The sequence below is a fragment of the Holophagaceae bacterium genome (assembly GCA_016720465.1).
GTDB lineage: Bacteria > Acidobacteriota > Holophagae > Holophagales > Holophagaceae > JANXPB01.
On sequence record JADKKO010000001.1, the window covers coordinates 556,600 to 581,980 of the forward strand.

At 63.0% G+C, this 25,381-nt stretch carries 15 protein-coding genes; 10 read left to right on the forward strand and 5 right to left on the reverse strand.

Going from position 1 to position 25,381, the window contains the following annotated elements:
* Nucleotides 1-51: 51 nt before the first annotated feature.
* From IPQ13_02465 to IPQ13_02485, 5 genes are all read left to right on the forward strand, one after another.
* Entirely contained in the window at nucleotides 52-579 is a 528-nt protein-coding gene (locus IPQ13_02465; GenBank protein ID MBL0209766.1) for a hypothetical protein, read from the forward strand.
* A gap of 28 nt (nucleotides 580-607) precedes the next feature.
* Nucleotides 608-2,692: a dephospho-CoA kinase gene (locus tag IPQ13_02470; GenBank protein MBL0209767.1), complete on the forward strand. Its 2,085-nt coding sequence runs from the start codon at nucleotides 608-610 to the stop codon at nucleotides 2,690-2,692.
* Nucleotides 2,693-2,739: 47 nt separating this feature from the next.
* The gene (locus tag IPQ13_02475; protein ID MBL0209768.1) at nucleotides 2,740-2,922 is read left to right on the forward strand and encodes a type II toxin-antitoxin system HicA family toxin; all 183 of its coding nucleotides are present in this window, start codon (nucleotides 2,740-2,742) and stop codon (nucleotides 2,920-2,922) included.
* Between the two features lie 15 nt (nucleotides 2,923-2,937).
* Complete coding sequence (locus IPQ13_02480; GenBank protein ID MBL0209769.1) at nucleotides 2,938-3,342, forward strand: type II toxin-antitoxin system HicB family antitoxin; 405 nt, start codon at nucleotides 2,938-2,940, stop codon at nucleotides 3,340-3,342.
* A gap of 179 nt (nucleotides 3,343-3,521) precedes the next feature.
* The gene (locus IPQ13_02485) at nucleotides 3,522-4,889 is read left to right on the forward strand and encodes a TldD/PmbA family protein (GenBank protein MBL0209770.1); all 1,368 of its coding nucleotides are present in this window, start codon (nucleotides 3,522-3,524) and stop codon (nucleotides 4,887-4,889) included.
* A 427-nt stretch (nucleotides 4,890-5,316) separates the two neighbouring features.
* On the opposite strand, the gene IPQ13_02490 is transcribed toward IPQ13_02485, so the two are convergent.
* The 4 genes from IPQ13_02490 to IPQ13_02505 all read right to left on the reverse strand — a co-directional run bounded on the left by IPQ13_02490 (nucleotide 5,317) and on the right by IPQ13_02505 (nucleotide 12,414).
* Entirely contained in the window at nucleotides 5,317-6,885 is a 1,569-nt protein-coding gene (locus tag IPQ13_02490) for a peptide chain release factor 3 (protein MBL0209771.1), read from the reverse strand.
* A 62-nt stretch (nucleotides 6,886-6,947) separates the two neighbouring features.
* A complete protein-coding gene (locus IPQ13_02495) occupies nucleotides 6,948-7,643 on the reverse strand; it encodes a hypothetical protein (GenBank protein MBL0209772.1) in 696 nt (231 codons plus the stop codon).
* Between the two features lie 24 nt (nucleotides 7,644-7,667).
* Nucleotides 7,668-9,728 (reverse strand): S9 family peptidase, encoded by a 2,061-nt coding sequence (locus tag IPQ13_02500; GenBank protein ID MBL0209773.1) that lies wholly within the window; start codon nucleotides 9,726-9,728, stop codon nucleotides 7,668-7,670.
* Nucleotides 9,729-9,909: 181 nt separating this feature from the next.
* Nucleotides 9,910-12,414, reverse strand: coding sequence for a sodium-translocating pyrophosphatase (locus IPQ13_02505; protein ID MBL0209774.1), 2,505 nt, complete (start codon nucleotides 12,412-12,414; stop codon nucleotides 9,910-9,912).
* A 299-nt stretch (nucleotides 12,415-12,713) separates the two neighbouring features.
* On the opposite strand from IPQ13_02505, the gene mdh reads away from it, so the two are divergent.
* The 5 genes from mdh (at nucleotide 12,714) to IPQ13_02530 (ending at nucleotide 18,525) form a co-directional block, all read left to right on the forward strand.
* Nucleotides 12,714-13,646, forward strand: a complete 933-nt coding sequence (gene mdh, locus IPQ13_02510; GenBank protein MBL0209775.1) for a malate dehydrogenase — start codon at nucleotides 12,714-12,716, stop codon at nucleotides 13,644-13,646.
* 46 nt (nucleotides 13,647-13,692) lie between these two features.
* Entirely contained in the window at nucleotides 13,693-14,367 is a 675-nt protein-coding gene (locus tag IPQ13_02515) for a succinate dehydrogenase cytochrome b subunit (protein MBL0209776.1), read from the forward strand.
* A gap of 9 nt (nucleotides 14,368-14,376) precedes the next feature.
* On the forward strand, nucleotides 14,377-16,293 hold the full coding sequence (locus IPQ13_02520) for a fumarate reductase/succinate dehydrogenase flavoprotein subunit (GenBank protein ID MBL0209777.1): 1,917 nt from the start codon (nucleotides 14,377-14,379) through the stop codon (nucleotides 16,291-16,293).
* A 9-nt stretch (nucleotides 16,294-16,302) separates the two neighbouring features.
* The gene (locus IPQ13_02525; protein MBL0209778.1) at nucleotides 16,303-17,094 is read left to right on the forward strand and encodes a succinate dehydrogenase/fumarate reductase iron-sulfur subunit; all 792 of its coding nucleotides are present in this window, start codon (nucleotides 16,303-16,305) and stop codon (nucleotides 17,092-17,094) included.
* 108 nt (nucleotides 17,095-17,202) lie between these two features.
* Complete coding sequence (locus IPQ13_02530) at nucleotides 17,203-18,525, forward strand: bacteriohemerythrin (GenBank protein MBL0209779.1); 1,323 nt, start codon at nucleotides 17,203-17,205, stop codon at nucleotides 18,523-18,525.
* Between the two features lie 111 nt (nucleotides 18,526-18,636).
* On the opposite strand, the gene IPQ13_02535 is transcribed toward IPQ13_02530, so the two are convergent.
* Nucleotides 18,637-25,377, reverse strand: coding sequence for a PAS domain S-box protein (locus tag IPQ13_02535; protein MBL0209780.1), 6,741 nt, complete (start codon nucleotides 25,375-25,377; stop codon nucleotides 18,637-18,639).
* Between the last annotated feature and the right edge of the window lie 4 nt (nucleotides 25,378-25,381).

Here is a 25,381-nt window from a genome sequence, read left to right on the forward strand (position 1 = left end):
TTGCGGGCCTACGCTGGCCACCCATAGTGGATCAGGAACAAGGAGGTTCCCATGCGCCATCCATTGCTTCTCCTCGCGCTCCCGATGCTGGGCGCCGCCGCCAGCGACTTCCAGGAAGTGGACGCATCCAAACTGCCGAACATTCCTGGTCCCTCCGCCTCGCAGCTGTCCGATCCCGCGCGGGGCATGGGTTTCTCCGGCCTGGACGCGAAAATCCGCACCCAGGCCCGCCGCGCAGGCACCGTCCAGCCCGCGGTGGCCCTGCCTCCAGGACCGTTGAAGGTGAAGGATAAGGTGTCGGACGTTGCCGGTTGGAAAGCTTATCGCGTGGAAGTACCCAGCCATGGATCCATCCACATGCGCCTGCGGGGGCTCCATGAAGGCTGGTTCGTGGTCCGGACCATTAACAAATGGGGCGTCATGGAGGAGGGGATGCTCCAGAACCTGATCAAAACCGGCAATCCCGAGGCCAGCTACACCAACCCCACCATGAAGGCCAGGACCATCTATTTCGTGGTGGATACCACCGAGCTGAACATGGCCGGCGAGGACTATACACTCGAAGTCACGACCTCCTAGGCTGCACCCTACGGCCTACTATGGAGGGATGCTGAACCCTCCCTTCCCGGTCCTTGGCCTCAGCGGCGGCATCGCCGCAGGCAAGAGTTTCGTCGCGCAGGAGATGGCCAAGCGCGGGTGGGCGGTCATCGACGCGGACCAGTTGGCCCGGGAAGCGGTGGAGCCCGGCAGTCCGGGTCTGGCCGAAGTGGCGCAAGCCTTCGGCCCGGAGGTCGTGGGGGGCGATGGCAGGCTGGATCGAGCGCTCCTGGGCGATCGGATCTTCGGCGACGATCAAGCGCGGGCGCGCCTCAACGCGATCCTCCACCCCCGCATCGAGGCCCTCCGGAATGACCGGCTGGCGGCGCTTCCACCTGGCACCAAAGGCGTTGTGCTCGATGCAGCCCTGTGGGTGGAGCGAGGCCGGACCCATCACTTCGATGAATTCTGGATTGTCACCGCGCCGGAAGACTTGCGCCTACGCCGCCTGCTCGGGCGGGATGAACTGCCGAAGGACGCGGCCCTCGCACGCCTGCGCTCCCAGAGCCACGACGCGGAAAAAGCGCTCCATGCGGATGTGGTGATCGTGAATGACGGGCGCGGCCTCGCCGAGATCCTTGATCGGGCCGAAGTCCGCCTTCTGGCAAACTGGAGGATTGCCCGGCAGCGCCGTTGGAAGGACCGCATGAATTCGAAATTCTCGCCCGAAGAGCTACGACAGATCCTTGAAACCCTGCTTTCCAAAGGCGGGCAGTACGGCGAGGTCTTCGTGGAAACCCGGCGCGCCTGCGCCCTGGGCATGGACGACGGCCGCATGGAGGACGTGGTCGCCAGCGAGACCTTCGGCGCCAGCCTCCGCGTGATGGAAGGCGAGACAACGCGCTTCGCGGACCTTATAGCGCCAACTTTTGACGAGTTATTGGAAGATGCCAGGCTGTTGGCCGCGCCCGGCAATGGGCCCGCCGCAGCCATCCCTCATCTGCAGGCCTTTACTCACCCCACCCCCAGCCCTGTGGAAAGGGATCCCGCGGCGGTCCCGCTATCTGAAAAAGTGGCGCTGGTGCGCCGCACGGAGACCCTGGCGCGGGAGCACGGCGAAAGCCTGCGCCCCGGCGCCCTCAAGCAGGTGTCCGTGGGCTACGGCGATTCCACGCAGAGCGTCTGGATCGCCTCCGCCGAATGGAAGGATGAGGCCTGGCAAACGAGTCTCAGCGCGGATCATCGCACCCAGGAAGTGCTGCGCCTCAACGCCACCTCCGGCGACGGCGTTCAGCTCCAGAGCGGCTATCAGGCCCTGGGCGAGACCAGGGGCTTTGAACTGTTCAGCGAGGAAGCCGTGGCGAGGATCGTCAAGGAGGCCGTGCGCTTGAGCATCCAGGCCCTCGACGCCAAGCCCGCGCCGGCGGGCACCTTCCCCGTGGTGCTCAGTTCATCGGCCGGCGGCACCATGATCCATGAAGCCTGCGGCCATGGGCTGGAGGCGGATCTCGCGCTGGCGGGCATGAGCGCCTTCGCGGGAAAACTGGGCCAGCGGGTGGCCGGGGACTGTGTGACGATCATCGACGACGGCACCCTGCCCTTCAAGCGCGGCAGCCAGAGCATGGACGACGAGGGCAATGCCGTGAGCCGCGTGGTGCTCATCGAAAATGGCATCCTGAAGAACTATCTCCAATCCCGCAAAACGGCCCGGAAGATGGGCCGGGAAGCCACGGGCAACGGCCGCCGGGAAAGCTACCGCCACATCCCCATCCCCCGCATGAGGAACACTTTTCTCGCTCCCGGGAACGAAGCCCCCGAAGCCATCCTGAAGGACCTGGACCGCGGCCTGCTGGTGAAGCACATGGGCGGCGGCCAGGTGGACACCGTCACCGGCAACTTCGTCTTCCAGGTCACCGAAGGCTACTGGGTGGAAAAGGGCGTGGCGATGTATCCCGTGAAGAACGCCACCCTCACCGGCTGCGGACCCGAGGTGCTGGCTTCCCTCACCCGCATCGGCTCGGACCTCCACCACTTCGACATCGGCACCTGCGGCAAGGACGGCCAGGGCGTGCCCGTCAGCGACGCCCTGCCCACCATCCTGGTGCCGGCCCTGGTGGTGGGCGGCACGGCGGAACCGCTGCCGCAGGTGATCTGATCACTCTCACCCCTTGTGCAATGTGTAGGCGTGTGTATTATTAACCCATGGACAGCCGTTCCCTCATCAAGAAGCTTGAAGCGGACGGTTGGGAACTGGTGCGCGTGACAGGAAGCCACCACCATTACCGGCACCCAACCAAACCAGGAACCGTCACGGTCCCACACCCGAAGAAGGACCTGAAAAAGGGCACTGGCAATTCAATCCTCAAGCAAGCGGGCATCAAGTAAACCAGGAAAGGAGAAATGATCATGCGCCGCGTCTATTTCGCCGCCATCCACAAGGATTCCAGTAGCGACTACACAGCGCTTTTCCCCGGTGTCCCTGGCTGCATCACGGCCGCGGATACCCTTGAAGAGCTTGATGCCATGGCCCGGGAAGCGCTCCAGGGCCATCTCGATGTGTCTCGCGACTATGGGGATCCCATTCCGGCTCCCTTGGACCTAGCCGCCGTTAAAGCCCACAAGGACGCCAAAGGCGCGGAATTCTTCATCGCCGTTACTGTCCAGGTGGAGGGCGGCAAGGCCGCCCGCTTGAACATCACGATGCCAGAGGAATTGGTCGAGGAAGTGGATGCCTACTCCAAACGGCGTGGTCTCACCCGAAGTGCCTTCCTCGCCCGGGCCGCGCGCCAAGCCATGCATGCCTGATCACCTGGCCAGCATGAAAACCTTTCCCGTTCTCCACTTCCGATGGCCCACATCCAGTTGATCCGCGGCGGCATCACGGCCCAGGCCGTGGATGCCATCGCCCATGTGGACATTCGTATCCATGCATTCAATAACGATAATTTTTAAGCACTTAATGATGCGCTATAGAAGGAATCCTGATGATCCAAACGTTCATCCCCGAATCCCTTGAGTCCCGGCTGCTGGAAGGCATCCGCCACGCTGAAAGGCTTGGCGCCGCCGGAGCAGAAAGCTTTGTTTCCGTCTCCCGTTCCCGCAAGGCCAAGGTGCAAAATGGCGAGCTGGAGGACCTGAGTGTTTCCAAGCGCGGCGGCATCGGCGTCCGGGTCTTGCGCTCCGGGGACAAGGGCATCAAGGTGGGCTCGGCCACCACCACAGATCTCTCGCGTCCTGATTTCAAGGACCTCTTCGCCCAAGCCTGGGAATTGTCCGAGCTGGGCGACGAGGATCCCTGGATCCGGCAGGCGGACCCCGAAGGCGTGGATGATCTGCCCAGCCGCTTCGATGGCCGGGGCGCGGACCTGACCGCAGAGCAAAGAATCGCCCGGGCCCATGCGCTGGAAGCCTCGGCCCGGAAGGCCTCCTCCAAAGTCGTGGCCGTGCGCGGCGCCACCTGGGCCGACGGCGAAGGCGCGTCTTTGCTGCTCACCCAGAAGGGCGTGCGGGCCTATGACCTGGCTTCCAGTTGTTCCGCCAGCATCGAACTGGCCGTGGCCGAGGGCGAAGACCGCCAAGCCTCCTGGCACTGGGACATGGGACGCCATCCGGACAGCTTCGACCTCGAAGCGGTGGGCGCCGAGGCCGCGGTCAAAGGCGAACAGAAGTTGAATCCCAAGCCCCTGCCCGCGGGCAAGTACCCGGTCGTGCTGCACCCGGAAGTGGCCGTGGACCTCTTCGGCATCATCGCGGGGATGCTCTCGGCGGAATCAGTGCTGAAGCAGCGCAGCCTGTTCGCCGGCAAGAAGGGCGCGCTCATCGCGTCCCCCCTGCTCTCCCTGATTGATGACGGGCGCCTGCCGAACGGCCTGGGCAGCGAGCCCTGGGATGGCGAGGGCCTCTCCACCCGCCGCAATGTGCTGGTGGAAGACGGTGTATTGAAGACCTACCTGCACACCCTGAAGACCGCAGCGGAAATGGGCGAGGCCCCCACGGGCACCGCCAGCCGCGGCCTCGGCGGCAATCCGGGCGTGACGCTGTTCAATCTTTTTCCGAAGGCCGGTGAGAAGTCCGCTGCTGAGTTGCATGGCATGGCGGGCAACGGCGTGCTCATCACCGAGTTGATGGGCTTGCACACCGTGGACCCCGTCAGCGGCGACATGAGCGTGGGCGCTTCAGGCCTCCGCATCCGCGACGGCATCCTGTGCGAGGCCGTGGACAAGATCACCTTCGCGGGCAACCTCCGCGACTTCCTTAACCGCATCGTCGCACTGGGCAGCGATCTCCGCTGGTACGGCAGCAGCGCCGGGCTTTCGATCCTGCTGGAAGAGATGCCGCTGGGCGGAAGCTGATCGTAAAGAGGTTCATTTTCAGCAGCCACGAAGCCACACGAAGGGCACGAAGGCCGCAAATAAAACCGTCGTGTCATCTTCGTGCCGCTTCGTTGTTTTTTTCAGATTGAATCCTGATTACCCACGAGACTCAGCCGGAAAAAGCATCCCGCGAAGGGCCGCGAAATCTCTTTTGCCGCACCAGCGCTTTTGCGACCAGGAGACTCATCTTGGACCAGCCTCGCGGATGGAATTCAGGCGGCCCGGCGCGGATCGGGGGGGGCGGGGGCCGGCGCGGGCGGGGGGTGCGCCCCCGCGAAGCGATACCGGGTTGAACCACTTTTCGCGGGCCTTCGGCCGAGCGCAGCGGATTCGCGGCCCTTCGCGGGCACGCTTCGTCGGTTGAGATTGGGGGATAATCAGGGATTGAATCGCAGCGGAACAAAGCCTACTTCGGCGGGTGTTCCAGGAACCCGATATCCGGATTCTTTTCGGCGGTGGTGCGTCGCTGCCAGTCATTCTCGAACAGCACGGCCGGATTGCCCTCGCCATCTTCCACCAATTCTCCCCAGAAGCGCGTGGGATCGGGCCAGCCGCCGCGCAGCCAGCGGGCCATCTGGAAACTCCGGGATTCCAGGATCACCGGGCAGGCATACTCTTCCTTCAGACGGTGGGCCAGCACTTCGAACTGCAGCTTGCCAACGGCGCCGAGGATCGGCAGCGGGGCGCCGCCCTTGGGCCAGAAGACCTGCACCACGCCCTCTTCGGCGATCTGCCCCAGGCCTTTTAAAAAGCCTTTGCGGGCGCCCGGGTCGGCGAGGCGGACAGCTGAAAACTGCTCGGGAGAGAATTTCGGCACCGCATGGAACTCCAGGGGCCCCGCGTCGCTGATGACATCGCCGATGCGGAAGAGCCCCGGATTGATGAGGCCCAGGATGTCGCCGGGCCAGGCCTCGTCCACGATCTGCCGCTCGCGGCCGAAGAACATGTGCGGATAGTTGAGTTTGATGTTCTTTTTCCCGCGCACATGCAGCGCGTCCATGCCCCGCTCGAAATGGCCGCTGACGATGCGCGCGAAGGCCACGCGATCGCGGTGGGCCTTGTTCATGTTGGCCTGCACTTTGAAAACGAAGGCCGTGAACGGCATTTCCGGACCCACTGCGCCGCCATCCTGGAGGGGCCGCGGACCGGGCGCCGGCGCCAGGTTCAGGAATTCATCCAGGAAATCCGCCACGCCGAAATTGTTCACTGCGCTGCCGAAGAACATGGGCGATTGTTTCCCCGCCAGGAATTCCGCTTGATCAAAGGGCGGCAGCACGTGGTTCATGAGATCCACATCATCCTTGAGCTGCTGAAGTTCGGCCTTGGAAAGGAGGGCCACGATTTCCGGATCCTCCAGGCTGCCCTCGCCGACCATGCGGGCCTTGCGGCCGGCCTTGGCCCGCTCGAAGAGCTGGATTCTACCCGTCGCCCGCACGTACACGCCCTTGAAATCCGGCCCGGAGCCGATGGGCCAGGTCATGGGCACCGCGTGGAGACCAAATAGCTCTTCGACTTCATCGATCAATTCCACGGGCTCGCGGCCCGGACGGTCCAACTTGTTCACGAAGGTGAAGATCGGGAGATTGCGTTCCTTGGCCACGCGGAACAGTTTTTTCGTCTGTTCCTCCACGCCCTTGGCGCAGTCGAGGAGCATCACCACGGAATCAGCGGCGGTCAGCGCGCGGTAGGTGTCTTCGCTGAAATCCTGGTGGCCCGGCGTATCCAACAGGTTGATGCAGTGGCCCTGGTATTCGAACTGCATGGCGGCGGAGGTGACGGAAATCCCGCGCTCCTGTTCGATGCTCATCCAGTCGGAATGGGCCGCGGCACCGCCCTCCCGGGACTTGACCGAACCCGCCCGGTCGATGGCCCCGCCATAGAGCAGCAGCTTTTCGGTGAGCGTGGTCTTGCCCGCGTCGGGATGGCTGATAATCGCAAACGTTCGTCGGCGGGCGATTTGTTTCGAGAGGTCCATGGGCATCCAGCAAAAAGAAACGGCCCGGTGGGCCGTTAAGGAATGATATCAGCCACGCTGGGTTACTTCATCAGTCCGTATCGCTGCTTCAGCTCAAGTTCCTGCAGCTGGAGCGCGTCCGCGCGGGCCTTCAGGGCATTGGCCCGATCTGCGAGCTGGATGGCCGCGGCCTCCGGCCCAGAGGTTGAGAGCGCCTGTTTCAGGTCGCGCAACAAGTCCAGACCCGCGTCCAGGCTCGCGAGGCTCTCCCGGTGATAGGCGGCGCAAGGATGGGGCGGGGAGATGGCGTATAAGCGGTTTCGCGTTGCCTCGGCCTGCTGGATCATGTCATCGAAGCCCGACATGTCCCCCTTGCCGAGGCCCGCCACCACCTGCTGGGCCATGGTTTCAGGATCCCCGCTCGTCGAGGGGTGGATGGCTTCAACGGCCTGGAAATAGGCCGCCACCGAGGCGCGGGCGGGGTCGCCCGGGGAGATCACCGTTCCTGAAGGAGTCGTGGCGGAGGGTGGCGTCGGGTCGGACTGTGAAATCCCGGAGGAGGGAGATCCGACTCCGCTGATCGTCGGCGTGAGCGGAAGTTCATGAGCCGGCGCCACGGGTTTCATCAGGGAGGAAGTGCTCGGTCCAGTCCTGGCTTCTTCGAGATGCCTGCGTCCGGATTCCCGGCCCAGAAGAAATGCTATTCCGAGCACCGCGAGGACAGCCACGCCCACCAGGCCCGCCAACAGGCTTCTTGGCAGCTCGATCTTGGCGCTCATGGCTCTGGCAGCTCCCGTTGCCCGCTATTTCTTGATCCCCACCTGCCTCAACATCCAGGCCATCTCGAAAGCCTTGTCCTTGAGCGCGTCGTAACGCCCAGAGGCGCCGCCGTGGCCCGCCGGGTCCATCTTGCATTTCAGCAGCAGCGGGTTTGAATCGGTCTTTGAGACGCGCAGCTTGGCCACGTACTTGGCGGGCTCCCAGTACATCACCTGGCTGTCGTTGAAGCTGGTGGTGACGAGGATCGCCGGGTAGTTCTTCTTTTCGATGTTGTCGTAGGGGCTGTAGGACCTCATGTAGTCGTAGGCGGCCTTCTCATTGGGGTTGCCCCACTCCAGGTACTCGCCCACGGTGAGGGGCAGCGTGGCGTCCATCATGGTGTTCATCACATCCACGAAGGGCACCGCCGCATGCACCGCCTTGAAGAGGTCGGGCCGCAGGTTGGTGACGGCGCCCATGAGCAGGCCTCCGGCGCTGCCCCCTTCGATGACCAGGCGGTCCTTGGCTGTCCATCGGTTCGCGATAAGCCAATCGGCGCTGTCGATGAAATCGGTGAAGGTGTTCTTCTTCTTCATCAGCATGCCGTCGTCGTGCCAGGCTTCGCCCATTTCATTCCCGCCCCGGATGTGGGCGATGGCGAAGACCACGCCCCGGTCCAGCAGGCTCAGGTTGTTGCTGGAAAAGGCCGCGCTCATCCCGTAGCCGTAGGATCCGTAGGCGTAGAGCCAGAGGGGATTCTTGCCGTCCAGCTTGGTGCCTTTGCGGTACACGGCGGAGATCGGGATCTTCTTGCCATCCCTGGCCTCGGCCCAGAGCCGTTTGCAGGCATACCTGGACGCGTCGAAACCACCCAGGACCTCGGTCTGCTTCAGGAGTTTCCGCTTCCGGGTGGCCATGTCGTAGTCATAGACGCTGTTGGGCGTCACCGGGGACTGGTAATTGAACCGCAGCAGGCGGGTGTCGTATTCCGGATTGCCTCCGGGGAAGGCCGCATAGACTTCCTCGGGAAAGGCGAAATTATGCCACTGCCCCTTGGCGAAATTCAGCACGCGGAAGCGCGTGAGGCCTTCGGCCTTGGTGGTCGCCACGATGAAATCCTTGAACAGCTCCACGCCCTCCAGCAGGGCCGCAGGGTCATGCGGAATGAATTCCTTCCAGGCTTTCGGATCGAGGTCCGCATCCGGCGCGGTGACCACGCGGTAGTTCTTCGCGCCCTTGTTGGTGCGGATGTAGAAGAGCCCCTCCCGATGGTCGATGCCGTATTTGTGGTCCTTCTCCCGGGGCAGGAAGACCTTGGGTTCCTCCTTCGGCCTGGCCGCGTCCAGGTAGCGCATTTCAGTGGAGTCCGTGGCGCCGATATAGACGATGAGGAATTTCTTGTCCTTGGTGCGGCCCACGCCCATGCGGTACAGCTCGTTCTTCTCCTCGTACACCTTCTGGGGGGTCGACCCTGGGTCCATGCGCCAGAGTGTGTCGGAACGCTTGGTGACGGCGTCCTCGGTGGTGAAAAAGACCGTGGCGCTGTCCGAGGCCCACTCGGTGGAAGTCACCCGGTCGGCCAGGGGGGCCGTGACAGCGCCAGTCTCCAGATCCTTGATGAATAATTTGTACTGCCTGAAGCCGGTGTCGTCCGTGGTGAACATGAGCTTCCTGCCATCGTCGCTCACATCGAAGGAGCCCAGGCCGAGGTATTTCTTGCCTTTGGCCAGCTCGTTCTGGTCCAGCAGGACTTCTTCCTCGGCGCCCTTGTCGATGCCGGCCGCGGAACCGTGCTTGCGGCACTGGATGGGGTACTGCTGGCCCTCCACCGTGCGGGAATAGTAGAACCATTCGCCGCGCCGCGCCGGCACGCTCAGGTCCGTCTGCTTGATGCGGCCGAGCATTTCCTTGTAGAGGGCCTCGCTGAACGGTTTCAGCTCCTGGGTCTGGGATTCGGTGAAAGCGTTCTCCGCTTCGAGGTATTTCGCCACCTCCGGATTCGTCTTCTCCCGCAGCCAGAAATAATCATCCTTCACGGTTTCGCCATGGCGGACTTCCGTGTGGGCGCTTTTGGCGGCCAAGGGCGGCTTGGGGTCACTTGCCATGGCCACGGCCGTCAAAAGGGCCAGCAGGGCCGGAGTCCGCAAGGTCGCGATAGGTTTCACGTGATGCTCCTGGGCGAATGTGCTGCACGTCCCATGATACGGAAAAGGAGCGCCCTGGGGCGCCCCTTAGCAATTCCGGAATGCGGAGATCCAAACAGGATCCCTATTTCTGCTACGCCTGCTACTTCATTTCCACCGCCGGGATCCGCATGCCGTAGAAGGAGCGCCATACGAAGACCGTGGAAATCAGGAAGAAGATCAGGGCCGCGATGTGCGCAGTGTCCGGGTTGAGTTCGATGGCGAGCTCGACGGCCAGGAGGCCGAAGAGGGTCGTGAACTTGATGACCGGATTCATGGCCACCGAAGAGGTGTCCTTGAAGGGATCGCCCACGGTGTCGCCCACGACGCAGGCATCGTGGAGGGGCGTGCCCTTGGCCTTCAGCTCGGTTTCCACGAGCTTCTTGGCGTTGTCCCAGGCGCCGCCGGCATTGGCCATGAAGATGGCCTGGTAGAGGCCGAAAATGGCGATGGAGATCAGGTAGCCGATGAAGAAGTAATGGTTCGCGCAGGCGAAGGCCAGGGTGGAGAAGAACACCGCCAGGAAGATGTTGAACATGCCCTTCTGGGCGTACAGGGTGCAGATCTCCACGACCTTCTTGGAGTCCTCCACCGAGGCCTTCTCGGCGCCGGCGTCCAGGTTGATGTTCTGCTTGATGAATTCCACCGCCCGGTAGGCGCCCGTGGCGACCGCCTGGCAGGCGGCGCCCGAGAACCAGAAGATGACCGCGCCGCCGGTGATGAGGCCCAGCAGGAACAGGGGATTGATGATGGACAGTCCCTTGAAGACGTTGTCGGGGCCGAACTTCCCGTTGAGCAGCTGGATGATGGAGAAGATCAGCGTCGTGGCACCCACGACCGCCGTGCCGATGAGCACGGGCTTGGCGGTGGCCTTGAAGGTGTTGCCCGCCCCGTCGTTCTCTTCCAGGTACATCTTCGCATTCTCGAAATCGGGCTTGAAGCCGAAGTCCTTCTCGATGTCCTGCTCGATGCCCGGGATGGCTTCGATGGTGGAGAGCTCGTAGACCGATTGGGCGTTGTCGGTCACGGGGCCGTAGGAATCCACGGCGATGGTGACGGGGCCCATGCCCAGGAAGCCGAAGGCCACCAGGCCGAAGGAGAAGATGGCCGGGGCCACCATGTGGACTTCGAGCCCGAAGGTGGAGACGAAGTAGGCCGCGCCCATGAGGACGACGATGCAGAGGCCCATCCAATAGGCGGAGAAGTAGCCCGCCACCAGGCCGGAGATGATGTTCAGGGAGGCGCCGCCTTCCTTGGAGGCCGTGACGACTTCTTTGACATGGCCGGAATTGGTGGAGGTGAAGACCTTCACCAGTTCAGGGATCAAGGCGCCAGCCAGGGTTCCGCAGGTGATGATGGTGGAGAGCTTCCACCACATGCCGTTGGGGATGTCGCCGATGAGCGCCTTGGACAGGATGTAGGTCATCACGATGGAAAGGATGGACGTCAGCCAGACCAGCGTGGTCAAAGGAGTTTCGAAGTTGAATTTGGCGGCGTCCTTGAACTTGGCTTTCGCCCAGGCGGCGTTCAGCCAGTAGGAGATCGCTGAGGTCACGATCATGCCCACGCGCATGACGAAGATCCAGACCAGCAGGGAGACCTGCATGGCAGGCACCGGCACCGCCAGGATGATGAAGGTGATGAGCGCGACGCCCGTGACGCCGTAGGTCTCGAAGCCGTCGGCCGTGGGGCCCACCGAATCGCCCGCGTTGTCGCCGGTGCAATCAGCGATGACGCCAGGGTTGCGGGCATCGTCTTCCTTGATCTTGAATACGATCTTCATCAGATCCGAGCCGATGTCGGCGATCTTGGTGAAGATGCCGCCGGCGATGCGGAGGGCCGCGGCGCCAAGGGATTCGCCGATGGCGAAGCCGATGAAGCAGGGGCCGGCGGAATCACCGGGGATGAAGAGCAGGATCGCCAGCATCAGGAACAGTTCCACCGAGATGAGCAGCATGCCGATGGACATGCCGGACTTCATGGGGATCGCCATGGTCGGGTAGGGCTTGCCGCCGAGGGATGCGAAGGCCGTGCGGGAATTGGCGAAGGTGTTGATGCGGATGCCGAACCAGGCGACCGCCACCGAACCCAGAATGCCGATGATGGAGAAGAGCAGCACGACCACCACCTGGGCCCAGCTCATGGGCGTGTGGGCCAGGAATTTGAAGTACGCCACCATGATCACGGCGATGAAGGCCCACAGGATGGCGATGAACTTTATTTGGGTCAGCAGATAGGTCTTGCAGGTCTCATAGATCAGCTCGGAGATCTCGAGCATCGATTTGTGCACCGGGAGTTTGCGGATCTGGCTGTACTGCACGAGGCCGAAGGCGATGCCCAGCACGCAGATGAAAAGCCCGATCAGCAGCAGATTGTGCCCCGTCATTCCCATGAAGCTGCCCTCGAGGGCCGGGATCTTCAGTTCCGCCTCGCCGCCGGCGAAGGCCGGGGACGCGGCGAACAGGGAGAACATCGCGAACGCCGCGCCTTTGAGGATGCGGGGGGAGGACAAAAAGCCGAACAGGCGTGCCATCGCCGCCATACAGGTACCCGGTGTGTTCATCGAACCTCCCAACAATCGTATGGTCGTCCCGGTCCACGCAGACATGGAGGCCGGAAATCCAGAAATAAAACAGAGCCGCACGAAATCGCAGACTTTCTGTGATCGGCATGGTGAAACGTTACTTTACCCAACCCAGCCGGAACGCCGCAAGGGTCCAGGCCGGCCGGGCTTGAATGCTTTTGGTCACAAAGCCGCCCGCGCCGCCCCCGCAACCATTCTTAATCTAGTGAATTGGCGCCCCTTGGCGGGTCTCCGCCCCGGGTTTAAGACTTTCTGAAGACAATCCGCCGTGGTACTCCTAGATCGTTTGGGATGGCCGGGCCATTCATCTTTCGGGAGATGCCATGAATCGCAGTGGGCGGCGCAAGGTTACGGTGGTAGGTGCGGGTTTCGTGGGCTCCACGGCGGCCCAGCGGATCATCGAGAAGGGTCTGGCGGACGTGGTGATGGTGGACATCGCCGAGGGCATCCCCCAGGGCAAGGCGCTGGACATGATGGAATCCGGCCCGGTGGAAGGCTTCGACATGGCCATCGTCGGCACCAACGGCTACGAGGCCACCGCCGGCTCGGATGTGGTAGTGGTCACCGCGGGCCTGCCCCGCAAGCCCGGCATGAGCCGCGACGACCTGTTGAAGACCAACGCGGGCATCGTCAAGGGCGTCTGCGAGCAGGTCGCCAAATACAGCCCCGACGCGATCATGATCATCGTTTCCAACCCGCTGGACGCCATGTGCCACGTGGCCCTGACGGCCTCCGGCTTCCCCGCCCACCGGGTCATCGGCATGGCCGGCGTGCTCGACGGCGCCCGCATGCGCCACTTCATCGCCGATGCGGCGAAGGTTTCCGTCAAGAACGTGCAGGCCTTCGTGCTGGGCGGCCACGGCGACACCATGGTGCCCCTCATGCGCTACGCCACCATCAGCGGCATCCCCGTGGACCGCTTCCTGGACAAGGCCACCATCGACGCCATCGCCACCCGCACCCGCAACGGCGGCATCGAGATCGTGAACTACCTGAAGACCGGCAGCGCCTACTACGCGCCGTCCTCCAGCGCCGTGGAGATGGTGGACGCCATCCTCAACGACCGCAAGGAGCTGCTGCCCTGCGCCGTCTACCTGAACGGCCAGTACGGCGCGAAGGATCTCTTCCTCGGCGTGCTCGCCAAGTTGGGCAAGGATGGCGTGGAGCAGGTCATCGAGCTGGAATTGCTCCCCGAAGAACAGGCCAATCTCGACAAGAGCATCGCCGCGGTCAAGGAACTCGTGACTTTGCTTTAAAGCGGCTTTCTGGTTCATTGGGAAATAGGATTCGCAGGGAGGCTTGATGCATTCAGGAGCGGGATTTTTCGGCTCGTCCGTAGGGAAGAAGATCGTGATGGCCGTCACAGGCATCATGCTCATCGGCTTCGTGGTGGTCCACATGGCCGGCAACCTCCAGCTCTACCTGCCCGCCCACGGCGGCGAACACCCGCTGGATGCCTACGGCACCTTCCTGCGCACGCTCCTCCACGGGAGCGGCATCTGGATCGCGCGCGCCGCCCTGCTCTCGGCGGCCGGCCTGCATGTCTGGGCCGCGGTGGGCCTCACCCTCATGAACCGCGCGGCCCGTCCCATCGACTACCAGAACCAGCAGTACGACGCCTCCACAATCTCCTCGCGGTGGATGCGGGTCAGCGGCGTGGTGGTGCTGGTTTTCATCGTCTTCCACCTGCTCCATCTGACCATCGGCTCGGTCCTTCCGGACTTCGTGCACGGCCAGGTCTTCCACAACGTGGTGACGGGCTTCCAGGTGCCGTGGGTCTCGGCCTTCTACATCATCGCGATGCTCTGCCTGGCCACGCATATCCACCACGGGATCTGGTCCATGCTCCAGACCCTGGGCCTTTCGCATCCCCGCTTCAACGGGCTGCGCAACCGGTTCGCAACGCTCCTGACCATCGTGGTGATCGGCGGCAATATCTCCTTCCCCATCGCCGTTCTCACCGGCTTCGTACGTTAAGGACCCGCCATGGAACTCAAATCGAACATCCCTGAGGGCCCGCTCGAAAAGAAGTGGGAGAAATACCGCAACGACATGAAGCTGGTGAATCCCGCCAACAAGCGCAAGTACAAGATCATCGTGGTGGGCTCCGGCCTCGCCGGCGCTTCCGCCGCCGCTTCCATGGCCGAACTCGGCTACGAGGTGGATTGCTTCTGCTACCAGGATTCGCCGCGCCGCGCCCACTCCATCGCGGCCCAGGGCGGCATCAACGCGGCGAAGAACTACCACAACGATGGCGACAGCGTCTTCCGCCTGTTCTACGACACGGTGAAGGGCGGCGATTTCCGCGCCCGGGAAGCCAACGTGCACCGCCTGGCGGAAGTCAGCGTGAATATCATCGACCAGTGCGTGGCCCAGGGCGTGCCCTTCGCCCGCGAATACGGCGGCCTGCTGGACAACCGCTCCTTCGGCGGCGCGCAGGTCTCGCGCACCTTCTACGCCCGGGGGCAAACGGGACAGCAGTTGCTGCTGGGCGCCTACCAGGCCCTGGAGCGCCAGATCGGCCTGGGCAAGGTGAAGATGCACACCCGCCACGACATGCAGGAGCTGATCCTGGTCGATGGAGTCGCCAAGGGCATCGTCACCCGCGACATGGTCACCGGTGCAATCGAATCCCACCTAGCGCACGCGGTATGCCTGGCCACCGGCGGCTACGCGCCGGTCTTCTACCTGTCCACCAACGCCATGGGATGCAACACCACCGCCATCTGGCGCGCCTTCAAGAAGGGCGCCGCGTTCGCGAATCCCTGCTTCACCCAGATCCACCCCACCTGCATCCCCGTCACCGGCGACCACCAGTCGAAGTTGACGCTGATGTCGGAATCCCTGCGCAACGACGGCCGTGTATGGGTTCCCAAGAAGCCCGGCGACAAGCGTGCCCCCAATGACATTCCCGAAGACGAGCGCGACTACTACCTGGAACGCAAGTACCCCAGTTTCGGCAACCTCGCGCCCCGGGACATCGCCTCCCGCGCCGCCAAGGAGGCCTGCGACAACGGCCTGGGCGTCGGCGAGACCGGCCTCGGCGTCTACCTGGATTTCGCGGATTCCATCAAGCGGTTGGGCAGGCACGCCATCGAAGAGAAATACGGCAATCTCTTCGAGATGTACGAGCGCATCACCGACGAGAATCCCTACAAGACGCCCATGCGCATCTATCCCGCGGCCCACTACACCATGGGCGGCCTCTGGGTGGACTACAACCTCATGAGCACCATCCCAGGGCTCTTCGTCATGGGCGAAGCCAATTTCAGCGACCATGGCGCGAACCGCCTGGGCGCTTCCGCCCTGATGCAGGGCCTCGCGGATGGCTACTTCGTGGCGCCCTACACCGTGGGCAACTACCTGGCGGGCGTGAAACCCAGCGAACACCCGACGGCGGCCCACGCCGCCGTGCTCGCCGCCGAGGCTTCAGTCAAGGCGCGGGTTGAAAAACTGATGGCCATCAAAGGCACGAAGACGCCCACGCATTTCCACCGGGAGCTGGGCAAGATCATGTGGGAGCACTGCGGCATGGCCCGCAACGAAGCGGATCTCAAAAAGGGTCTGGAACTCATCCCCAAGTTGCGGGAGGAATTCTGGTCCGATCTGCTGATCCCCGGCGCCGGGAACGAACTGAACCAGTCGCTGGAACACGCGGCCCGCGTCGCGGATTTCTTCGAATTGGCAGAGCTCATGTGCCTGGACGCCCTGCAGCGGCGGGAGAGCTGCGGCGGCCATTTCCGGGAGGAATCCCAGACGCCGGACGGCGAAGCCCAGCGCGACGACGCGAATTTCTGCCACGTCGCGGCCTGGGAATACATGGGCGAGGGACAGGCCCCGGTCCGCCATATCGAGCCGCTCACCTTCGAGAACGTCCACCTCGCCACGCGCAGCTACAAGTAGGAGCGACCGATGTCCTCAGAAAAGAACCTGAACCTCACCCTCAATGTCTGGCGCCAGAAGAACGCCCAGACCGAGGGCGGATTCGAGACCTATGCCGCCCCGGGCATCAGCACGGACATGTCCTTCCTGGAGATGCTCGATGTGGTCAACGAGGAACTGATCACCAAGGGCAATGACCCCATCGCCTTCGACCACGACTGCCGCGAAGGCATCTGCGGCACCTGCTCCATGGTCATCGATGGCCGCCCCCACGGCCCCAAGGAGCGCACCACCGCCTGCCAGCTCCACATGCGCAGCTTCAAGGACGGCGACACCATCGCCATCGAGCCCTGGCGCGCCGCGGCCTTCCCGGTGCAGAAGGATCTCATCGTGGACCGCGGGGCCTTCGACCGCATCATCGCCGCCGGCGGCTTCATCAGCGCGCCCACGGGCTCCGCCCAGGACGCCAACGCCCTGCCTGTCTCCAAACAGAACGCAGATCTCGCCATGGATGCAGCGGCCTGCATCGGGTGCGGCGCCTGCGTGGCCGCCTGCCCGAATGCCTCGGCCATGCTCTTCGTCTCGGCCAAAGTGAGCCAGCTCGCGTTGCTGCCCCAGGGCCAGCCCGAACGCTACATCCGCGTGCGCGACATGATCGCGCAGATGGACGCCGAGGAATTCGGCACTTGCACCAACCATGGCGAATGTGAAGCCGCCTGCCCCAAGGGCATCAGCGTCGAGAACATCGCCCGCATGAACCGCGACTACCTGAAAGCCAGCCTCACCTACCGGCCCGAAGTGGCCAGCGGTGGCGCAGGGTGATCATGGTTCGCCCCATTCAGCTTCTGCAATACAGGAGCATCGACGATGGAAAAATCACCCCACGAACCATCCTCGCTGCCCTGGTATCGGGGTGAACTAAGAAGAAAGATGACCGAGCTCGAGCAGGAAATCTCCGCGCATCGGCACACGCTCGATTTGTTGCGCCAGACTGAAAATGCCTACGGGCGGTTCGTTCCCCACCAGTTGATCCGGTTGCTCCACGCGGAAAGCATCCTTGACCTCGAGTTGGGATCTCAGATCGAGAAGACCATGACGATCCTGTTTTCGGACATCCGCGATTTCACACGCCTGTCCGAATCAATGTCGCCCCAGCAAACCTTTTCCTTCATCAATTCATATCTTGGCGAAATGGAGCCGGTCATCAGCCGGCATGGCGGCATCGTCGATAAGTACATCGGCGACGCCATCATGGCTTTATTCCCATCAGGCGCGGACAAAGGGTTGCATAGCGCCATCGGAATGCTCGCCCAGTTGCAGACCTATAACGAGGGGCGGATGCGGGCCGGTTACTCTCCCATCCGGATCGGCATCGGCCTCAACACCGGCATCGTCATGCTCGGCACCGTCGGCGGGACGCAGCGGATGGAAGGCACAGTCCTGAGCGATGCGGTGAACCTGGCAGCGCGGCTGGAAGCGACCACCAAGGTCTATCAAACCCCGCTGCTGATCAGTGAACACACGCTGTACGCGCTGGCTGACGAGTCAGGCTATTGCATCCGTTTTTTGGATCGGATCCGCGTCAAAGGGAAAAGCCATCCACAATCGGTCTATGAAGTTTTTGACAACGATTCCCAGCAAACGCGGACCGGCAAGATGGCGACCCGGACCCTGTTCGAGGAAGCGGTGGCCTACTATCACTTGAAGGCAATCGATAAGGCCATTCCATTGCTGAATTCGTGCCTGCGCGAGGTTCCAGAGGACCGGCCCGCGCAGATATATCTATGGCGGTGCCAGAATTTTATGGCCACAGGACATCACGAAGGCACCGGAGAGCTATGCAAACTTGAGTGGCGTGATGAATTCCTGGTGGGCATCGACGAAATCGACAATCAGCACCGCGAGCTGCTCGCAAACATCAACCGCCTCGCAACCATGATCGCCACCGGGGACACCTCGGGAATCGATGGAATCCTGGCCTTCCTCGGGGAGTATGTGCAGTTCCACTTCGGCACAGAAGAGCGGATCATGCGCGAACTGTCCTATCCGCTGATGGGCGACCATGTGCGTGAGCATCAGAAACTCATTGAACAGTTCATCCGGCTGAAGGGCGAAATAATCGCTGGATTGCACGACCCCCTTTATCTCGGCTTTCGGATACAGCTGTTCCTGTTCGACTGGTTCGCCAACCACACCACCAAGACTGACCGCCACCTAGGAAAGTTCATCCGAGCCGGCAGCGAAGCAGGCTGATCAAGGCCAACGCCGATGCCGTTCAGATAATGCAGCCACGGCGCCGCATGAATGAATTAAGTTTGTGTGCAATTTGCGCCCCTTCGTGGCGTCCTTTTCCCCAGAGTGAGGCTAGCCTCGCCTGCTATTCACCATCTGTTCCTCAAGGAATAGCTCCAACTGCTTGAAGGCTGCCCTCAGGGTCTTCACGAGCGGCTCAAGATCCGCCCCGCTGCCGGTCCTCGCAGCCTGTTCCAGCACCTGCGCGGAGTCCGCGAGTGTTTTCGCTCCCACGAGGAGACTCGATCCCTTGATGCGGTGGGCGTAGCGGGCCGTTTCCACCGGGCTCCCTGCGGACAGGGCAGACGAGAGCTCGGTCAGGTCGGCGCGGGTGGAGTCGCAGAAATTCCGCAGGATCTCCAAAGCGCTGACGCGATCGCCTTTGCAGAAGCCCCCCAAGAACCCCAGGTCCAGGGGCGGCTCCGCCGCCGGGGTGTCCGGTGCTGCCTCGGCCCGCGGCGTCTCTGTGGGCAGGTCGCACATGAGGGCCGCTGCCGCGGGCATCCACTTCCTCAATTTAGCGTCCAGATCCGGGATGCTGACGGGCTTGATGATGCAGTCATCCATGCCCGCCTCAAGGCAGCGTTCATACTCGCCCTTCAAGGCATTGGCCGTGACCGCCAGCACAGGGGTCCGCGCCGCTTGGGCGATCTCCTCGATTTTCCGGATCTCCCGCGCGAGCTGGTAGCCGTCCATCCGGGGCATCTGGATGTCCGTGAGCACCAACCCGTAGGTCGTTCTTCCCATGGCTTCCAGGGCGGCCACCCCGTCCTCCACCGCGTCCGCCTGGTAACCGGCCATGCCTAGCTGCTTCATGAGGACCAGCCGGTTCGTGGGGTGGTCTTCCACCAGCAGCACCAGACCACGGGCCGCTTCAGCCACCTCCCGGGGCGGAGCTTCCCTCGGCGACCAGGGCTCGGGCGCGGCCCGGTCCAACAGGCTCGGCTCAGCGATGGGGAACATGGCGGCGAAGGTGAGGGTGGTGCCCTTTCCTTCCTCGCTTTCCATGGTGATGGCGCCTCCCATCATCTGCGCGAGGCGCCGCGCGATGGACAGCCCCAGCCCGCTCCCGCCGAACCGCCGCGTCGTCGAGGATTCCCCCTGGACGAAAGGCTGGAAGAGCCGTTGCTGGTTTTCGCGGGAGATGCCGATGCCCGTGTCTGTGACCTGGATGGCGAGGGTCTGGCCGGAGGCGTCCGAAGCGGTGACCTTCGCGCGCAGGGCCACACTGCCCTGCCGCGTGAACTTCAAGGCGTTGCTCAGGAAATTGCCGATGATCTGGCCGAACCGGACCGGGTCCGCCAAATGGGCGGGAGCTATCGCGGAATCCAGTTCGCAGCGCATTTCGAGCCCCTTCTGCGCGCCTCCGCTGGAATAGCTCGCGAACGTCTCTTCCAGGATCTTGCCCAGGGAGACCACCTGAGGTTCCAATTCCAGTTTCCCGGCCTCGATCTTCGAGAAATCGAGGATGTCCCCGATGATCCGCAGCAGCGACCTGGCGGAAGCAGAGATGGTGTCCAACGCGGTCCGCTGATCCGTGTCGAGTTTCGTATGGGACAGGATCTCCACCATCCCCATCATGCCGATCATCGGGGTGCGGATCTCGTGGGTCATGGTGGCGAGGAATTCCGATTTGGCCTGGCTGGCCGCTTGGGCCTGCTCGGCCCGGATCCGTTCCGTCAGGTCGGACATGGCCCCGATCATCCGGAGCGCATTGCCGCTCGAATCGCGGACGACGTAGCCGCGGTCCAACACATTGGCATAGGTTCCATCACTCCGCTGGAACCGGTACTCGCTGGACCAATCGGATCCTCCCCGGCCGATCACTTCCTGCACGCTGGACGTGACCCGCTCCCGGTCTTCGGGGTGGACCCGTTCCGTATGCCATTGCGGCGCGGAGCCAACGTCCTGCGGCATATAGCCGAGCATGGGCAGGACGGAATCTCCCCACACGGTCCGGTCCGCCACCAGATCCCAATCCCAGATGGCGTCCTGGGTGGCCCGTTGGGCCAACTGGTAGAGTTCGGCCTGGCGGCGGTAGGATTCCTCGCTCTGCCGCAGCGCTTCCTCGGCCCGTTTCCGCTCCGTGATGTCCCGCGCGGCCGCGAACACGCCTTGAAGGTCCCCAGCTTCGTTGCGGTAGACCGTCGCGTTGTAGAGCACATCAGTGGTGCGCCCGGAACGGTGTCTGATCGTCAGCGGATAGTCGCGCACATAGCCCTTGGCCAGCACTTCCTGGTAGCCCGCGCGGGCCTTTCCGGGCTCGGTGAAATAGTCCGCGAAATCGGTCCCGATCAAGCGTTCACGCTCCACGCCGGTCACTTCTTCGGTCGTCTTGTTGACATCGGTGATCTGTCCGCCGGGGCTGATGGTCAGCAGCGGATCCAGGCTGGCTTCGATCAGGCTGCGCATGTAGAGCGCGGTGGCGCGCTGGACCTCTTCGGCGCGCTTGCGCTCGGTGACCTCGTTCAGCGAGAAGACCAGATACTCGACCTCGCCTTGCGAGTCGAGGATCGGCACGAGGGTCCAATCCCAGTAGGTGGTCCCGCGCTCCGGCTGGTCCGGGTACACGAAGGCCCGGGTGAAGGTGGTGAAGGGGTGCTTCTCGCGGACGACCTCCTCGAAGATCGCTTGCGCATCGGACGGGTACAGCTCGAAATGGTTCCGGCCGATGAGTTCGCCGCTCTCCTTGCGGGTCCCTCTGGCATAGGCTTCGTTGACCCGAACGAAGTTGAAATTTCGGTCGAGGACCACCAGGCAGCTCAGGCTGTGGTTGAAGATCGTCTCCGCCAGTTTGAATTGCTCAAGCGCGGCTGATTGCGCGCGTTTCCGCTCCGTGATGTCGCGGTCGATCCCCCGGTAGCCCTTGAATGCGCCCTGGACATCGAATACGGGGGCGCCGCTGGTTTCCATCACGACCTCGTGGCCGTCCTTGTGGCGGTTGATGTTTTCGATGGCCAACATCGGCTTCCGCTCGGCAACCACCTCTTTGAAGATGCCCGCCACCCTTTCCGCCTCGGCCGCGGGCATCAAGTCAAACGGCAACCTGCCGATCACTTCCTGGGGCTCATAGCCCAGCAGATCCCGCACCTTGGGGCTGCAATAGCTGTATCTGCCCTGCTCATCGACCTCCCAGACCCAATCAGAAATGGTTTCGACGAGGTCACGGAACCTCTTCTCGCTGGCTGCCATGGACTCTTCGGCGCGTTTGCGCTCGGTGATGTCCTGCACCGTGCCGATGGAACGCAGCGGCGTGCCCGCCTCATCGTAGAAGGTCTCGCACCGCTCATTGACGTACTTCACCCGGCCATCCTTCATCAGCAGCCGGTGCACGATGTCGTAGGGAACCTTCGCCTTGACCGATTCGGTGTAGGCCTTGTTGACGAAGTCTCGGTCGTCGGGATGGATGGCCTCCAGGAAGGCCTCGTAGGAGGCGCCGAACGCCCCCGGATCGATCTCGAAGATCCGGTATATCTCATCGGTCCAGGCGAGCGAGCCGCTCCGGAGATCCAGGTCCCAGTTCCCGATGTGCGCCATGCGCTGGGCATCCTTCAAGCCAGCCTCGCTGCGCTGCAGGGCTTCATTGGCCAGCTTCCGTTCCGCGCGCGCCCGCAGGCCAACGATGCCAAAGGCCAAATCGGCGGCCAGTTCCTCCAGAAGCTGGATTTCGGCCGGAGTGAGCAGGGCCGTCTCCGTCGAATAAATCAGGAACGCGCCGAAGGGCTTCCCGCTTTCATCCGCGAGAGGCAGGACGATGGTGGATCGGTATCCGTGTTCGCGGGCGCCTTTATGCCAAGGGGCCATGCAGGGTTCAGCGGCAATATCCTGGACATGGACCGTCCGGCCTTCGCGGATCGCGATCCCGCAGGGCCCCTGCCCGCGTTCTGCGCCACCGTCCCAACTCAGCCGGGCAGCGGCGATGTACCCGCTATCGTCCCCGGCCCAGGCCACCGGACGCACTGTCTTCCCTTCGTCCTGCTCGGCATACCCGACCCAGGCCATGCGGTAGCCAGCCTCTTCGCACACAATGTGGCAGACGCTCTCAAGCAGGGCAGGCTCGTCCTCGGCATGAATCAGTGTCTGGTTGCAACTGCTGATGGCCCTCAGTTCCCGATTCAGCCTATGCAGCGCATCTTCGGACTTCTTGCGCTCGGTGATATCCAGGAAGGTGACGACCCCGCCCACAGGCCCCTTCCCACTCATTTGCGGATAGGACGAGTATTCAACCGGAATGGAGGTGCCATCAGCCTTCCAGTAGACTTCATCTGTAACGTGGCTCCTCTCCCCCTTCAACGCGGATCGGAGTATCCGGCACTCCTGCGGCGGGAACGGGGTGCCGTCCGGACGGGTATGGTGGAGCAGCGCGTGGGCGTTTTTACCGAGCAGGTCCGACGCATCATGGAAGCCCAGAATGCGCACGCAGGCCGGATTGCAGAAGGTGCACCGCCCTTCCAGGTCGATGCCGTAGATCGCCTCGCCCGTGGAATCCAGCAGCAGTTGGAGCTTCTCCTGGGTCTGGCGCTGGGAGAGGGCCATGGCGATCTGCTCCGCCATCCGCTCCAGGAAATGGATGCGTTCCAGGGTGAAGCGGCCCTTGGCCCTGTCGTTGAGCTGGATGAGGCCCTGGATCTCCTGGCCGTACTGGAATGGGGCCAGGGCGATGGATTCGAAGCCCAGGCGGATGCACAGCCCTCTGGTGAACCGGCTTGTATCCAGGCCCATGGGATCGGCCAGGAGGTCCGTGGTGCTGTTCGTCCAGAAACTCCCGCCCTCGGTGAAGCAGGGATTCGCCGGATCGAACCGGCCGCGGAGGATGTCGCCGCACATGCATTCCAGCACCGGCTTTCCCTCCGCATCGAGCATAGGCTTGGCCTCCGGATCCCGGCGGCATAAGCGGTCTTCCGTCTGGAGGAATTCAGGAGAGAACCCTTGGGACTTGAAATAAGGAAAATCGTCGCCTTCCTTCAACCGGATGCCCACTGCCTCGCAGCCGCTCCATCGCTTTAAAAAGGCGACCACGTCCTCAAGCAGATCCTTCGTGGAGCCCCGGGTGTTCAGGATATTGAGCAGGGCCATGGAATCGTCCCGTTCCCTCCGGCGCTGGACCTCTTCGGAAATATCCGTGAGCATGGCGACGCTGCCCAGGCGGAGGCCGCCGGCCTCCTTGATGGGCGCAGCGGAAATCCGAACGTCAAGGAGCGAGCCGTCCTTGCGCAGGAATCGGGTTTCCATGCGCCCAGGGTCAGCTTGGCCAGGCTTGCCGCCAAGATGGAGAAGCCCGGCCCGTTCCACCGGGCCTAGGAATTCCTGGACCGGCCGGCCCAGCATTTCCGCCTCGGAGTAGCCGAGCATGTCGCAGAGACGGGGATTGACCACGGTCGTCCGGTCGTCTGGATCCAAGGTCCAGATCCCCTCCAGGGCCCCATTCACGATTCTCCGGAACCGGATCTCGCTCTCCTTGAGCGCCTCTTCGGACTGCTTGCGAAGGGCTTCATGATCGATGTTGTCCAAGGCATAGGCGAGATCCGCAACCAACTCTTCCAATAGCGCGATGCGATCCGGTTTGAAAAATCCATGGGTGCGGGAATACAGATTCAGGACCCCAAAGGTCCCGGCACCGCGCTGGATCGGGAACGCGGCGCTGGAACGTATTCCGTATGCGTAGGCTTTCGCCCGCCACGGCTGGACACAGGCCTCCTCTAGCCAGTCCGAGGTGATGAAGGGGCGGCCCTCCGCGAGGCAGCGGGCCGTCGGGCCGTGGGACTCAGGTTCCTCGCCGCCCAGGGGGATGCGCAGGCCCGCGATGTACTCGCGGAAGGGTCCGTAGGAAGCCCGCACCTCGACACGGTCCCCCTCCGGGGCGATCGTGCCGATCCAGGCCAGGTCGAAAAGGCCGTACTGGACACACACCTGGCAGATCTGGGCGAGGAGCTCGTCTTCAGAAGCTGAATGGATGATGGCTTCGTTCGCGTGGCTCAGGGTGGCGTACAGGTCCGAAATGTTTTGCCGGTCTTCCTCAAGTTGGACGCGGTCCGTGATCAGGCGGCTGACGCCGAGCACCTGGGCGACCTTTCCGGAGGGATCCGTGAGCAGGGTGGTGACGGTTTCGGTGGGCACGACCGACCCATCCTTGCGGAAGGCTGAATACCGGTCCGTGGCCACCCGCTGGGATTCGTCCCCGGCCTCCAGGGCGGGGATCCGGATTGCCAGGCCCGCTTTCAATGCCCGGTAGGACTCCGGCGTCAACGCCTTTTCCAAGGGAAGAGCCGCGAACTCCGAGGGTGCGAATCCGGTGATCTTTTCCACCGAGGGGCTGAGGTAGGAGAATTTTTCCAGCGGAATATCGAACAGCGCGATCACCTCGGATGCGTTGTCGGAGATCAGGCGGTAGAGTTTCTCGCTCTCCTTGGCACGGACTTCGAGCTGCTTGCGCTCGATGGAATAGTGAATCACCCGGGCCAGCGCGCTTTCGGTGAGCTTGCTCTTGATGAGGTAGTCCTGGGCGCCGAGCTTGAGGCTTTCCAACCCCATGGAAGCGTCTTCCATGCCGGTGAGCACGACGACGGGCGTGGAAGCGGCCCTGGAAAGGACGATCTGGACGGTGGCCAGGCCCTGGCTGTCGGGAAGGCCCATGTCGAGCAGCACCAGGCTTGGCGACGCTTCCTCCATCCGGGCCAACCCGGAGCTGAGCCGGGTCTCGCTCAGCAGTTCTATGGAGCCCATGCCCCGCAGCATCTCCTTGACATAGCGGATGTCGGCGGGGTTGTCCTCGATGAGGAGGATCTTCAAGGGTGCTTGTCCGGCCGCGTCCATGGGG

What these genes read in the sequence shown, in the direction of transcription:
- IPQ13_02515 (MBL0209776.1), top strand. Translation starts at nt 13,693, where the DNA reads ATGCATTCAGGAGCGGGATTTTTCGGCTCGTCCGTAGGGAAGAAGATC.
- IPQ13_02480 (MBL0209769.1), top strand. Translation starts at nt 2,938, where the DNA reads ATGATCATGCGCCGCGTCTATTTCGCCGCCATCCACAAGGATTCCAGT.
- IPQ13_02535 (MBL0209780.1), bottom strand. Translation starts at nt 25,377, where the DNA reads ATGGACGCGGCCGGACAAGCACCCTTGAAGATCCTCCTCATCGAGGAC.
- IPQ13_02475 (MBL0209768.1), top strand. Translation starts at nt 2,740, where the DNA reads ATGGACAGCCGTTCCCTCATCAAGAAGCTTGAAGCGGACGGTTGGGAA.
- IPQ13_02485 (MBL0209770.1), top strand. Translation starts at nt 3,522, where the DNA reads ATGATCCAAACGTTCATCCCCGAATCCCTTGAGTCCCGGCTGCTGGAA.
- IPQ13_02530 (MBL0209779.1), top strand. Translation starts at nt 17,203, where the DNA reads ATGACCGAGCTCGAGCAGGAAATCTCCGCGCATCGGCACACGCTCGAT.
- IPQ13_02490 (MBL0209771.1), bottom strand. Translation starts at nt 6,885, where the DNA reads ATGGACCTCTCGAAACAAATCGCCCGCCGACGAACGTTTGCGATTATC.
- IPQ13_02495 (MBL0209772.1), bottom strand. Translation starts at nt 7,643, where the DNA reads ATGAGCGCCAAGATCGAGCTGCCAAGAAGCCTGTTGGCGGGCCTGGTG.
- IPQ13_02505 (MBL0209774.1), bottom strand. Translation starts at nt 12,414, where the DNA reads ATGTCTGCGTGGACCGGGACGACCATACGATTGTTGGGAGGTTCGATG.
- IPQ13_02520 (MBL0209777.1), top strand. Translation starts at nt 14,377, where the DNA reads ATGGAACTCAAATCGAACATCCCTGAGGGCCCGCTCGAAAAGAAGTGG.
- mdh (MBL0209775.1), top strand. Translation starts at nt 12,714, where the DNA reads ATGAATCGCAGTGGGCGGCGCAAGGTTACGGTGGTAGGTGCGGGTTTC.
- IPQ13_02525 (MBL0209778.1), top strand. Translation starts at nt 16,303, where the DNA reads ATGTCCTCAGAAAAGAACCTGAACCTCACCCTCAATGTCTGGCGCCAG.
- IPQ13_02470 (MBL0209767.1), top strand. Translation starts at nt 608, where the DNA reads ATGCTGAACCCTCCCTTCCCGGTCCTTGGCCTCAGCGGCGGCATCGCC.
- IPQ13_02500 (MBL0209773.1), bottom strand. Translation starts at nt 9,728, where the DNA reads ATGGCAAGTGACCCCAAGCCGCCCTTGGCCGCCAAAAGCGCCCACACG.
- IPQ13_02465 (MBL0209766.1), top strand. Translation starts at nt 52, where the DNA reads ATGCGCCATCCATTGCTTCTCCTCGCGCTCCCGATGCTGGGCGCCGCC.